The 13,218-nt window shown below is 43.8% G+C and carries 12 protein-coding genes; 2 read left to right on the top strand and 10 right to left on the bottom strand.

Features of this window, described 5'->3' with window-relative positions; translation table 11 throughout:
- Positions 1-125: 125 nt before the first annotated feature.
- The 5 genes from prpF to H5202_RS03785 form a co-directional block, all read right to left on the bottom strand.
- A complete protein-coding gene (prpF, locus tag H5202_RS03805) occupies positions 126-1,295 on the bottom strand; it encodes a 2-methylaconitate cis-trans isomerase PrpF (RefSeq protein ID WP_182770874.1) in 1,170 nt (389 codons plus the stop codon).
- Positions 1,296-1,384: 89 nt separating this feature from the next.
- Positions 1,385-3,976, bottom strand: a complete 2,592-nt coding sequence (gene acnD / locus H5202_RS03800; protein ID WP_182770873.1) for a Fe/S-dependent 2-methylisocitrate dehydratase AcnD — start codon at positions 3,974-3,976, stop codon at positions 1,385-1,387.
- A gap of 87 nt (positions 3,977-4,063) precedes the next feature.
- A complete protein-coding gene (gene prpC, locus H5202_RS03795) occupies positions 4,064-5,188 on the bottom strand; it encodes a bifunctional 2-methylcitrate synthase/citrate synthase (protein WP_182770872.1) in 1,125 nt (374 codons plus the stop codon).
- Positions 5,189-5,291: 103 nt separating this feature from the next.
- Entirely contained in the window at positions 5,292-6,170 is an 879-nt protein-coding gene (gene prpB, locus H5202_RS03790; RefSeq protein ID WP_011637321.1) for a methylisocitrate lyase, read from the bottom strand.
- A 56-nt stretch (positions 6,171-6,226) separates the two neighbouring features.
- A complete protein-coding gene (locus H5202_RS03785; RefSeq protein ID WP_011637320.1) occupies positions 6,227-6,871 on the bottom strand; it encodes a GntR family transcriptional regulator in 645 nt (214 codons plus the stop codon).
- Positions 6,872-7,225: 354 nt separating this feature from the next.
- Between H5202_RS03785 and H5202_RS03780 the strand changes: the two genes are divergently transcribed.
- A complete protein-coding gene (locus tag H5202_RS03780; protein ID WP_182770871.1) occupies positions 7,226-8,125 on the top strand; it encodes a LysR family transcriptional regulator in 900 nt (299 codons plus the stop codon).
- A gap of 168 nt (positions 8,126-8,293) precedes the next feature.
- Here the strand turns inward: H5202_RS03780 and H5202_RS03775 are convergent, their stop codons facing one another.
- From H5202_RS03775 to H5202_RS03765, 3 genes are read right to left on the bottom strand one after another with little or no spacing between them, the layout of a single operon-like run.
- Positions 8,294-8,857: a LutC/YkgG family protein gene (locus H5202_RS03775; RefSeq protein WP_182770870.1), complete on the bottom strand. Its 564-nt coding sequence runs from the start codon at positions 8,855-8,857 to the stop codon at positions 8,294-8,296.
- Between the two features lies 1 nt (position 8,858).
- On the bottom strand, positions 8,859-10,247 hold the full coding sequence (locus H5202_RS03770) for a lactate utilization protein B (RefSeq protein WP_182770869.1): 1,389 nt from the start codon (positions 10,245-10,247) through the stop codon (positions 8,859-8,861).
- Between the two features lie 8 nt (positions 10,248-10,255).
- Entirely contained in the window at positions 10,256-11,002 is a 747-nt protein-coding gene (locus H5202_RS03765) for a (Fe-S)-binding protein (protein ID WP_182770868.1), read from the bottom strand.
- 348 nt (positions 11,003-11,350) lie between these two features.
- On the opposite strand from H5202_RS03765, the gene H5202_RS03760 reads away from it, so the two are divergent.
- A complete protein-coding gene (locus H5202_RS03760; RefSeq protein ID WP_182770867.1) occupies positions 11,351-11,572 on the top strand; it encodes a hypothetical protein in 222 nt (73 codons plus the stop codon).
- A 70-nt stretch (positions 11,573-11,642) separates the two neighbouring features.
- Here H5202_RS03760 and H5202_RS03755 read toward each other — a convergent pair whose 3' ends face one another.
- Both H5202_RS03755 and H5202_RS03750 read right to left on the bottom strand, forming a co-directional pair.
- Entirely contained in the window at positions 11,643-12,455 is an 813-nt protein-coding gene (locus H5202_RS03755; protein WP_182770866.1) for a DUF3307 domain-containing protein, read from the bottom strand.
- Entirely contained in the window at positions 12,448-13,098 is a 651-nt protein-coding gene (locus H5202_RS03750) for a MarR family transcriptional regulator (RefSeq protein WP_182770865.1), read from the bottom strand. The genes H5202_RS03755 and H5202_RS03750 overlap by 8 nt, the downstream gene beginning before the upstream one ends.
- Between the last annotated feature and the right edge of the window lie 120 nt (positions 13,099-13,218).

Raw genomic sequence — 13,218 nt, 5'->3', positions numbered from 1 at the left:
TGAATTACTTAAGCAAGTGACAATATTAATTTAGACTCTAATCGATTGTTTTTATTTATTAATCACCTAAAAACAAAAACCTCAGCAAAGCTGAGGTTTTTATCAATAACAGATACATAGAGTGATTATTGTGGAATGCTCACCTTGCCTTCCATTAATACTCGCGCACTTCGGCTCATAATGGCTTTTTTAACTTGCCATTGGCCTTGCACTAATGCTGCTTGCGCACCTACACGTAAAGTGCCAGATGGATGGCCGAAACGAACTGCACTCAGCTCACCGCCGCCAGCAGCTAAATTAACTAATGTGCCAGGGATCGCGGCAGCAGTGCCAATCGCCACTGCAGCAGTGCCCATCATTGCATGGTGTAGTTTACCCATAGAAAGTGCCCGCACGACCAGATCGATATCATCAGTATTAACCGCTTTGCCACTGGATGAAATATAATTCGCTGCTGGTGCCACAAAGGCCACTTTAGGGGTATGTTGACGATCAGCCGCTTCATCAATATGCTTAATTAAGCCCATTTTTACTGCACCATAAGCCCGAATGGTTTCAAACATGGCTAAGGCTTTATCGTCATTATTAATGTCATCTTGCAACTCAGTACCTTGATACTGAATATCGGCAGCATTAATAAAAATTGTTGGAATGCCCGCATTAATCATGGTGGCTTTAAAGCTCCCGACACCGGGTACATCAAGTTCATCAACCACGTTACCAGTAGGAAACATAGCGCCGTCACCGTCGGCAGGGTCTAAAAACTCGACTTGCACTTCAGCTGAGGGAAACGTCACACCATCAAGTTCAAAATCACCAGTTTCTTGTACTTCACCGTTGGTTATTGGTACATGAGCAATAATAGTTTTATGAATGTTGGCTTGCCAAATACGCACGATTGCGGTGCCATTTTCAGGCACTCGGCTTGGATCAATTAAACCATTACTAATGGCAAATGAACCCACCGCTGCAGTTAAATTACCGCAGTTGCCGCTCCAATCAACAAACGGCTTATCAATCGAGACTTGACCAAATAAATAGTCAACGTCGTGATCAGCTTGGGTGCTTTTAGATAAAATAACCGTTTTACTGGTACTTGACGTTGCTCCGCCCATACCATCGGTATGTTTACCGTAAGGATCGGGACTGCCAATAACACGCAATAATATTGCATCACGTACAGCACCTGCCACTTGAGCTGCCGCCGGCAAATCAGTCAGGCTGAAAAACACCCCTTTACTGGTGCCGCCGCGCATATAAGTCGCTGGAATTTTCATTTGTGGTAAATGAGCCATCACATATTCCTAAAATAACAAAAGACCAAACCGGCAACCTAGCAATAAGCTTATGAGTTACCGGTTAAATAAGGCACAAAATCACATGATTACTTGGTTTCGTTAGCTAAAAAGTCCTGAGCAAAACGTTGTAATACACCACCCGCTTCATAAATTGACAACTCTTCGGCAGTGTCTACACGACACTTAACCGGAATGGTCACTTGTTCACCATTTTTACGAGTCATAATCACATTTAACATCGCGCCCGGTTTGCGTTCGCCAACAACATCAAAGGTTTCGGTACCGTCAATATTATAGGTATGACGATTATGACCAGCAGTGAACTCAAGCGGTAGCACCCCCATACCCACCAAGTTAGTTCGGTGAATACGCTCAAAGCCTTCAGCAACAATCACTTCAACCCCAGCAAGACGAACGCCTTTTGCCGCCCAGTCACGTGATGAACCTTGGCCATAATCTGCACCAGCGATAATAATCAGTGGCTGCTTACGTTCCATGTAGGTTTCTATCGCTTCCCACATGCGAGTGACTTGGCCTTCTGGCTCAACGCGGGCAAGTGAACCTTGCTTAACCTTGCCGTTTTCCTGCACCATTTCGTTAAACAATTTTGGGTTAGCAAAGGTGGCACGTTGCGCTGTTAAGTGATCGCCTCGATGGGTAGCATAAGAGTTAAAATCTTCTTCAGGCAAGCCCATTTTGTGCAAATAAGCCCCCGCAGCACTATCGAGCATAATCGCATTTGATGGCGATAAGTGGTCGGTAGTGATGTTGTCTCCAAGCACTGCCAATGGACGCATACCTTTCATGGTGCGCTCACCCGCCAATGCTCCGTCCCAATATGGTGGGCGGCGAATATAAGTGCTTTGCGGACGCCAATCATATTGTGGATTTACATGAGTGCCATACTCGACTTTTATGTCGAACATTGGCTCATACACTTTGCGGAACTGCTCAGGCTTAACACTTGCTTTAACAACTGCATCGATTTCTTCGTCGGTTGGCCAAATGTCTTTTAAGGTAACTTCTTGGCCTTGGTTATCGATGCCTAAGATGTCTTTTTCAATATCAAAACGGATCGTACCGGCAATGGCGTAAGCAATAACCAAAGGTGGAGATGCTAAAAATGCTTGCTTAGCATAAGGATGAATACGGCCGTCAAAATTACGATTGCCCGACAACACTGCTGTGGCGTATAAGTCGCGATCAATGACTTCTTGTTGAATAACCGGATCGAGGGCGCCGCTCATACCGTTACACGTGGTACAAGCAAAGCCGACAATGCCAAAGCCTAAGTTTTCAAGTTCAGGTAACAAGCCTGCTTCTTCTAAATACAATTGCACCGCTTTAGAGCCAGGTGCAAGTGATGATTTCACCCAAGGTTTACGTAATAAACCACGGGCATTGGCATTGCGAGCCAATAAACCAGCAGCAATCATATTGCGTGGGTTACTGGTGTTAGTACAGCTAGTAATCGCAGCAATAATCACAGCACCATCGGGCATTTTACCGGGTTCGTTTTCAACCACGCCACTAATACCACGCGCCGCTAATTCAGATGTCGGTACACGACTGTGTGGATTAGACGGACCTGCAATGTTACGACCAACAGATGACAAGTCAAAGTGCAGTACGCGCTCATACACAGCATTTGTTAAGGTATCAGCCCATAAACCAGCTTGTTTAGCATAGGTTTCAACTAGTTTAACTTGCGCGTCGTCACGGCCGGTTAATGTTAAATAATCGATAGTTTGTTTATCGATATAAAACATCGCCGCGGTGGCGCCATATTCTGGCGTCATGTTAGTAATAGTGGCGCGATCGCCAAGGGTTAAATGGGTGGTACCTTCGCCATAAAACTCAAGATAAGATGACACGACTTTTTGCGCACGTAAGTATTCAGTTAACGCCAGCACTATATCGGTAGCGGTAATACCAGGTTGCGGCTTACCGGTTACTTCAACACCGACAATTTCCGGTAAACGCATATATGAGGCACGGCCTAGCATGACGCTTTCAGCTTCTAAGCCGCCCACACCAATGGCAATAACACCTAACGCATCGACATGAGGTGTATGGCTGTCGGTGCCAACCAAGGTGTCAGGAAACGCCACACCATTGAGCGAATGTACTACAGGCGACATACGCTCTAAGTTAATTTGATGCATGATGCCGTTACCCGGTTGGATAACATCCACGTTTTTAAACGCCGTTTTGGTCCAGTTGATAAAATGGAAACGGTCTTCATTGCGGCGGTCTTCAATGGCGCGGTTTTTCTCAAACGCGTCTTTTTCAAAACCAGCATGCTCTACAGCCAGCGAGTGATCGACAATCAATTGAGTCGGCACTACTGGGTTCACTTTTGATGGGTCGCCACCTTTTTCGGCAATCGCATCACGCAGGCCTGCTAAGTCGACTAATGCGGTTTGGCCTAAAATATCATGACACACTACGCGAGCGGGATACCACGGAAAGTCGAGGTCACTTTTGCGCTCAATCAGCTGCTTTAGCGAATCAGTAAGCATGTCAGGTGAACAACGACGCACTAAGTTCTCGGCAAACACGCGAGAACAATAAGGCAGTTTGGCATAGGCACCAGCTTCAATCGCATCAACAGCCTCTTGGGTGTCAAAATAATCTAATTGGGTACCTGGTAAGGCTTTACGGTATTGAGTATTCATAACTTCATCCACAATAAACATGAAAGTAAAAAGCGCTAATCTAAATCGAAAAAAGCCGAGTCATCATTATGATGCTCGGCAAGTTGATTAACGTTGACTAATAGGCGCCACTTTACGAGGCTCACTGCCCACATAATCTGCACTTGGACGAATAATGCGGTTGTTCGATCGCTGCTCCATCACATGTGCCGCCCAACCCGTTAAACGTGAACAAACAAAGATTGGGGTAAATAACTTAGTTGGAATACCCATAAAATGGTAAGCAGAAGCATGGAAGAAATCTGCATTACAGAATAACTTTTTGGTGTCCCACATAAACTCTTCACAGGCGACAGAGATGTCATATAAAGAAGTGTCACCGTTTTCGTGAGCCAGCTTTTCAGACCACTTTTTGATAATCACATTACGTGGATCAGACACGCTATAAATAGCATGACCAAAGCCCATGATTTTTTCTTTGCGTTCTAACATCAACGCCATTTGTGCTTTAGCATCAGCTGGCGAGCTGAACTTTTGGATCATGTCCATCGCCGCTTCGTTAGCGCCACCGTGAAGCGGGCCACGTAGTGAACCAATTGCGCCAGTAACACAAGAATACATATCCGATAATGTTGAAGCACAAACACGCGCGGTAAAGGTTGATGCGTTGAACTCATGCTCTGCATACAAAATCAACGACACATCCATTACACGGCGATGTTGCGCTGACGGCGTTTCACCGCGAAGCAGTTTAAGAAAATGTCCACCCAGAGAATCTTCATCTGTGGTGCAATCAATTTCCACACCGTCATGAGTGTAACGGTACCAAAAACACATGATGGCCGGAAATGCGGCTAATAAGCGGTTCGACGCTTTGTGTTGCTGAGTAAAATCGACTTCTGGCTCAAGGTTACCTAAAAACGAGCAACCAGTGCGCATAACATCCATTGGATGAGCATCTGCAGGAATTAATTTTAATACCGCTTTTAGTGCATCAGGTAAATCACGCTGTGCTTTCAATTCTGCTTTATATGCAGTTAGCTGAGCCTGGTTTGGTAACTCGCCGTTAAATAATAAATAAGCGACTTCTTCAAAGGTAGCGTTATCGGCTAAATCAGAGACATCGTAACCGCAGTACGTTAGGCCTGAACCTGATTTACCGACTGTACATAATTTTGTTTCGCCAGCACTCTGACCGCGTAATCCTGCGCCTGATAATTTCTTGTCTACCATGATATCTTCCTTCTTATGCTTTCACGATTTAGCCATGCTAAATCGTGATTGTAGGGTATTGTTATTTTAGTTGTAATCGAGTCTTGCTGTCGTACTGAGACCGCTATTTATTTTTGCCTTCGGCAAACAAACTGTCTAATTTTTGTTCATAATCGTGATAACCCAAATAGTCGTATAAATCCATCCGCGTTTGCATAGTATCTACCACTGCTTTTTGGTCGCCATCGGTTAAAATAGCACTGTAGACATTTTCAGCCGCTTTATTCATCGCACGGAATGCACTCAATGGGTACAACACCATTGCCGCGCCCCACTCGCCTAATTGTTGCTTGTTCCACAACTCAGTTTGGCCAAACTCAGTAATGTTGGCCAAAATAGGCACATCTAATGCTTCAGCAAAGGCACGATAATGTTCTTCTGTTTTAATCGCTTCAGCAAAAATACCGTCAGCACCCGCTGCCACGTAAGCTTTAGCACGTTCAATAGCCGCTTCTAACCCTTCTTGAGCAAACGAGTCAGTACGCGCCATAATGAAAAAATCTGGGTCGGTACGGGCATCAACAGCCGCTTTAATGCGATCGACCATTTCTTCTACTGGGACAATTTCTTTGTTTGGACGATGACCGCAACGCTTTTGCGCCACTTGATCTTCCATGTGCACTGCTGCTGCGCCGGCTTTTTCCATATCGCGAATAGTTTTGGCAATATTAAATGCCCCGCCCCAACCCGTATCAATGTCCACCAGCAAAGGTAAGTCACAGGCTGAAGTAATTCGTTGCACATCAACCAGTACATCATTGAGTGATGTCATGCCTAAGTCGGGTAAACCATAAGAGGCGTTAGCCACACCGCCACCAGACAAGTAAATGGCTTGATGACCAATTTGCTTTGCCATCATGGCGGCATAAGCATTAATGGTACCGACAATTTGCAGTGGTTTGTTGTTAGCTAATGCTTGACGAAATTTTTTACCTGCGCTCATGATATTTTCCTTATATGCAATTATGACCGTGGGCGTAGCACGCCACACGCAAGACATTACGATAATTTGTGTTCGATATTATTTTTAGAATACATAATGTGGCGACGCATCAGCATTTCAGCCAATTCTGCATCACGATTTAAAATGGCCTGAACAATGTGTTTGTGTTCATCATAAGCGGTGGTCACACGCGGACCCGCCATGCCAAGTTGTACGCGATACATGCGCACTAAATGATAAATGCCATCAAACAGCATTGAAATTAGGTGTTTGTTTTTACTGCCTAAAATAATCCGATAATGAAAATCAACATCACCGGCTTCTTGATAATAAGACTCGCCCCCTTTGACCTCGTCAAAGTGGGATTGTAATAAATGGTTCAAATCAGCGATTTCATCATCAGTCATGTTTTTTGCCGCTAAACGTGCTGCCATGCCTTCAAGTGATTCGCGCACTTGATACAGCTCAATCAAGCCTTGCGGAGATAATGCCACCACACGAGCGCCTACGTTGGCTTTACGCTCAACAATATGACACGACTCTAAACGGTTAATGGCTTCGCGGATCACGGCTCTACTCACGGCATACTTTGTCGACAATTCAGTTTCGCTCAATTTTGAGCCAGCCTGAATACGACCTTCGACTATATCGTCTCTAAGGGCTACAAAAGTCTTATCTGCAGAAGTAATCGGCTGGATCATATTCATACCTTGAATAATAAAAACTGACATTAAGAATTAGCTAAACAAAACAAGTTGTCGACAATATAGCACCTTTAAATCGTATAACAACCCCAAAAGGCACTTTTTGTCGACAATTATTCCATTTCATCATAAAGCCTTAGCTATTACCAATTTATGACACCACTCAATAAACCTTAAGTCAGCCCATGCTAATATTAGCCGCCACGGTATGACTCATCACATTAAGGTGATTCGATGCTCACTCAGTTATCCGCGACACGCTATGTTGCGCTACACTTCATTTTATAAAGTGATTGAGACATCGATTAATCCAACAATAAATAGAATAATAAATATAATAAGGGTCTCTTAATGAGCCAACATTTAGCCTGCCAACTTGAATTAATTCATTTATTTGTCCATGTCGTTAATGCAGGTGGGTTTTCATCTGCAGCACAAGAGTTAAAGTTGCCCATTGCCACGGTTAGCCGCAAGATCAGTAAATTAGAACAAAGCCTCAATACTCAATTGATAATGCGCAGTACCCGTAAACTGCGATTAACTGAAGAAGGTGGGGCGTTATTTGACCGTTACTATAATGTGGTGGCGCAATTTGATAATATTTGTGGCCAAAACATTAATGAGCCGCAAAGTACCTTACGGATATCGACACCCGTCTCGCTAACCTCGATGATATTGATTGAGGCCATCAATGACTTTTCAAAGCAACATCCGCACATTCAACTGCATATAACCCAAAACAACAGCACCATTGATTTGATAGACGAAGGTGTCGACGTCGCCATTGTCGGTGGCGCGCAACCCGACTCTTCTTGGGTATCAACATCATTGGGAGTATTAAACTACGGTCTGTATGCATCGCCTGAGTATGCCAAACAACTCATTGAACTTCGCCACCCAAAGCAGCTAGTTGATTATCAGTTAATTAAAGTGTGGCCGTTGTTTAACTGGACCTTAAAACATCACAGTGGTGAGCAGTATTATTACGATGGACCCGCTAAGTTAACTCTAGGTGATTTACACGGCGCAATTCGTGCAACTGTCGGTGATGGTGGGATTTTATATGGACCAGAATTATTTGTTAAACCACAATTATTGAATGCAGAGCTTGTGCCTGTGTTACCTGATTGGGCTGGCGAACATCGGCGTATCAGTATTTTGTATCATCAACGTCGCCAACAACCCTTAAAAGTAAAATTGTTTATTGAGTTTATTCAGCAACGCGCAGCCACTATCTTCGACTTGTTTTAATCGATTCGATACGTTTTTGAAATGAATTTGTATTTGATATTTGAATTTTCGGGTTTAATAGCAGGCGTTTTTAACCTAAACGATTCGATTAATACAGCCATTTTTTAACGTGATGCCATCGACTGACACGTTCAGTCAATGGCATCGCTTACAGCTAGTAACTAACCATTAGTACAAGTACACATTTAAACTACAGGCACCGTGAGCCCCCACCACTAATGCTTGTTCAATATCAGCGGTTTTAGACGGACCCGCAATAAATAATCCTAATTCGCCAGGTTGCAGTGACACTTGTTTAACCGCTTGGTGCATATTGGCGACAATATTGTCTTTGGCCAACGCCAATATCAGGTTTTCACAAATAAAAGGCGTTACTCGATGACTTGGTTGATTAACCCAAATAGCGCCGTTTTCGGCCACACCAAGATCGCCAGGGATCACGGCATAATCAATATCAGCCAGATCGTGAGCGGTCTCAGGCACTTGGCGATTACCTTTAATACCGTCCAATAACGAGATCACCTGCATATTTTGTTGGATCAATTCATCTACCGCTTGTTGTAGCGATGCTAAACCGCCTTCACTATGCAGCGTGCCCGCTACTGTGTTTAAACTTGCATTAAATTGGCCGACAAGATCATCATTATTAGCAACAACATCCATGGCTGGCATAGCATGTTGATCCAAAGCCGATTGCTTTAGTGCAGATAAAATAGTGTGTTTATTCGACATATTAACGGCTCCGATTCTTGTTATACCAGCTGGCAAAGCTAGACTCTGGTGCGACAGGCAACTCCCGATATTTACCCCATGCACCACTAAACGGCTTGAGTAAACTCCCCGGTAATACTCGCAATGCTAATCTTGCTGCAGACATAGAGGTATTCATTAAGGTTTCATTGGCCATAAAACGACCTACTAACGGCATATAGCCACCTTTGCCATAAGGCAACGTCTTAGCCTCCGCTTTCAAACGACGATGATGAGCAATAATTTTATCTAATGGCACCATCGTTGGGCACACATAAGTACAACGGCCACATAAGGTACACGCCCAAGGAATAGAATTGGTATCGTCAAGCTTAGCACCCACAGCAATACCAATAGGACCAGGAATAGTATAGTTGTAGCTATAACCACCTGAACGGCGATACACAGGACAAGTATTTAAACAACCGCCGCAACGAATACATTTTAACGACTCTGCTAAAATTTTGTCTTTCATCATCTCAGTGCGACCATTATCAACAATGATCACGTGCATCTCGCCGCCCTCTTGTGGGCCGCGGTAAAACGATGAATAAGTGGTAATGGGTTGCCCTGTGGCATTACGGGCTAACGTACGCAACAACACCCCAACCGAATCCATATCAGGAACCACTTTATCGATGCCCATTGAGTGCAATTGCAACTTAGGCAAATTAGCACCCATGTCCGCATTACCTTCATTGGTACACACAACAATTGCACCTTGGTCTGCAATCGCCATATTGACACCGGTCATGGCGGCATCTGCAGTAAGGAATTTCTCTCTTAAATGCGCGCGAGCTGCACGGGTTAAATACAGCGGATCAGACTCACCCGCTTTAGTGCCTAACTGTTGATGAAATAACTCGCCCACTTCCTCTTTTTTCATGTGTATAGCGGGCACCACAATATGCGAAGGTGGCATATTGGCGAGCTGAATAATCCGTTCACCTAAATCGGTATCAACCACTTCAATGCCGTGGCGTTCTAAATACGGATTCATGTGACATTCTTCGGTTAACATCGATTTTGATTTAACCAGCTTTTTAACCTTATGTTTCGCTAAAATGCCATGGACAATTTCATTGTGTTGCTGAGCATCATTTGCCCAATGTACTTTAATGCCATTACTCAGGCATTGTCGTTCAAATTGCTCAAGGTACTGGGCTAAATGACTTAAGGTATGCAGTTTTAGTTGCGAGCCAAGCAGCCTTAGTTGTTCCCATTCAGGCAAACTACCTGCAGCGCGATCACGTTTTTCACGTAACGCCCACAAGGCTTTTGAATGCCAATCAACTCGGGTTTCATCGCGGCAAAAAATATCAGCTTTATGGGCATGCACCTTAGAACCCGATGCGGTATATAGTTCGGTCATAGTGGCTCCTATAAAGCATCATTAATGATTTGAGCAATGTGGCGGGTTTCAATCGGTAGTTTTTGACGACGGATCATGCCATCTAAATGCAGTAAGCATGAAGGGTCAAACCCCACGACATACTTAGCACCTGTTGCCGCATGAGCTTGGGCTTTATCTTTACCCATTTTGGCCGACACCGCGCCTTCATCAACGGCAAACGTGCCGCCAAAACCACAACATTCATCAATACGAGCAGGATAGACAATCTCGAGCCCAGCAATGCTGCCCAGTACCGCTTCCACTTTATTAAAACGTTGTTTACCCATTTGTTCTGTCGGCGTCGCTAAATTAAGCATGCGAATGCCATGACAGCTCATTTGCAAACTTATTTTGGCTACTACAGGGCGGGCGAATGATTTAATCGGGGCAATATCGTGTAAAAACTCCGTTAACTCATAAAGCTTACTAATAACTTCTTGGGCTTCTTTGCTGCCATCAAACTCATGGAAGTTTTCTTTAGCCGCCACCAGACAACTGGCAGCAGGGCACACAATGGCATCACAATCGACACCTTTAAATGCGTTGAGTAATTTAAGGGTGGTGTTTTTTGCTTCATCAAAACACCCCGAGTTTGTCATCGGCTGACCACAGCATGTTTGACCCTTAGGAAATATGACTTGGTGGCCTAACTTTTCTAATAATGTCAGCGTTGCAATGGCCACTTCTGGCATAATTTGATTCACTAAACACGGTATAAATAGTGCTATTTTCATAAGTTGGTATTGTCCCCAGGCGCATTATTACACATCAACTGAATGAGTTTTTAATCGACTCAGTGATGGCTAACGACTCATTATCGAGTTATCAATGTATGCCTATACCCTTATAAAATGTAGTGCTAATTAAGCAAATATCGCGGCAGACTTTTCCACTTTTGATGTGAATATGATTTATTCAGCACTTCACGATCAAATTATTGAAGACAAAAACAGTGACCAACTGTTGCACCAACAAAGACAGAACTAACACAAAGATATACATCGATGAATAGTAACCATTGGTAACATTGTCTATTAATTCAGATAAGTAGCCTGCGACAATGTGTCGCAGTTTGGTGTTTTTTGATTGTCAAAATCATTGATATTGAGCACACTCATGTGATGGATTACGTCAGTGACATCCCCCTTTTTAATAACCTATACCAACTGACGTTAATTCGATTTTGGTACACACTTTGGCGTTGTTTGGTTGATGGCTTTGAGTCGCAATCAAATGTCTACTCAATGCTTGGTGACTTTACTCAGCCTCTATCTGCTATGGGAATGGGGATAGATGCTGATTAAAGGTATCACTTTAAATCTGAATAAGATTATTGGGCCTCTATTGATATAGAGGCCTTTTTTTATGGTTTTTTCACTTAAATTTTATACCTACACCCAATGAGACTAGCGCCCCAATTAAGGTTGTGATGACCACAGAGATCAGTGAGCCAATCAGTACATATTCAGTCATGCTTCGGTTGGCTGATTGATTTAACTCACCAAATCTGAATATCGACTTAGCGGCTAATACAAAACCCACTGCGGCATAGCTGCCCACCAACATAAACGTCAGTATTAATAATCGCTCTAGGTAACCAATCAGCTCGCCACCCGCAACAAGGCCGCTCACATTTGCTGTCTTATCACTAACAGGATCTGCAACACCATCGGTGTCGGTAACGGCGTCTGTGTCCATTGCTGAGTTAACGATGGGATACTTATTCAACACAGCGCCAATCACAATTGAAGTTGGCTTTAGAATGAGTACATAAGCAAACACCACCAACACGCCATCAGAGAAACGTTCATGCTGTAACACTGCCTCAATCGATGCGCCATCTGCAACATGAAAAGCAATCGCAGCCAGTACTGAAACATGCAAAGCCTGATCAATAACAAAGTAGGCTAACTTATCTCCCTTTGGTGTAGTGACCTTCCATAAATCGATAATAAAATGACTTACCGCGACAATAACGATTAAGCACACGGTTGAACGCCAATCAATTCCTAGTGCCATTGCAGGCACTAATAATGCAACACCCTGTAAAGCCGCGTGAAGGTACAACTCAGGTGAACGGTAAGTGTGAGCTTTTTTAGCTTCTACCCACCGATCGGTCTGAAGATAAAAGTCACAGATGGTGTGAATTAATAAAAATGGAATGAGCAAGCTGAAAAAATCAAACATACTTGAGCCCCGCGACTTTCTTTATAAACCGACAATTTAACTCATGGATCAACGGCCAACCAGACGCTTTAAGTGACTTGCTGACAGTGGCTGTAGCCACATCGAGCATGTCAGCTAACTCACTAATCGACAAATCCTCATTGGTTCGAAGCATTGGCAACATCACTTCACATTGGCGCGCAGTTAAGTCGTTAAGTTGCTTATCAAGATACTTAAACAGTAAGTCAAAGTACTCAGTGAGAGCGATGCTATCGGAGCTAAATAATAATCGGTCATTCTTAAGGCCACTGAGTCCGCGGCCAGACAGCACAAATGCTTGCCCCATCGACTCCGACACCGACTCACGTAAATCGGCATTTGCCGCAATTGCAAAACTAATCCGGCTATCAAATGCTTTACCAAGCGCCTTAATACCAATCCGGTATATAACGGTGTATCTCAACGCATTTTCAATATCATGCACGACAGACTGAAACTCATCACCGCGCTCAATACTGTGCGCATTTTCGCTATGCCCCTCGCTAATCCATGTCTGGATAGATTTGATCCGTTTAAGTAGTTGCTCAAACTGCGTAGAAGTTAGCTTTGTTGAGTCAACAACATCGCCAACAATCACGGCTATAGGTTTATTGGTAGGCTCCACATAACGCTCCTTTGTTTGCAGACTTAGACCAATTTAGCCAAAAATGGCTAATAATGCAAGTTTAGCCATTTTTGGCTAATAACGACTAAGAGCATTGTTAGCACACAGGCTAATTTAGCC

This window comes from Shewanella sp. SG41-4 (genome assembly GCF_014164505.1).
Taxonomy (GTDB): domain Bacteria; phylum Pseudomonadota; class Gammaproteobacteria; order Enterobacterales; family Shewanellaceae; genus Shewanella.
The sequence above is the reverse complement of the archived record's forward strand: the minus strand, read 5'-3'. Positions and strand labels throughout refer to the sequence as shown.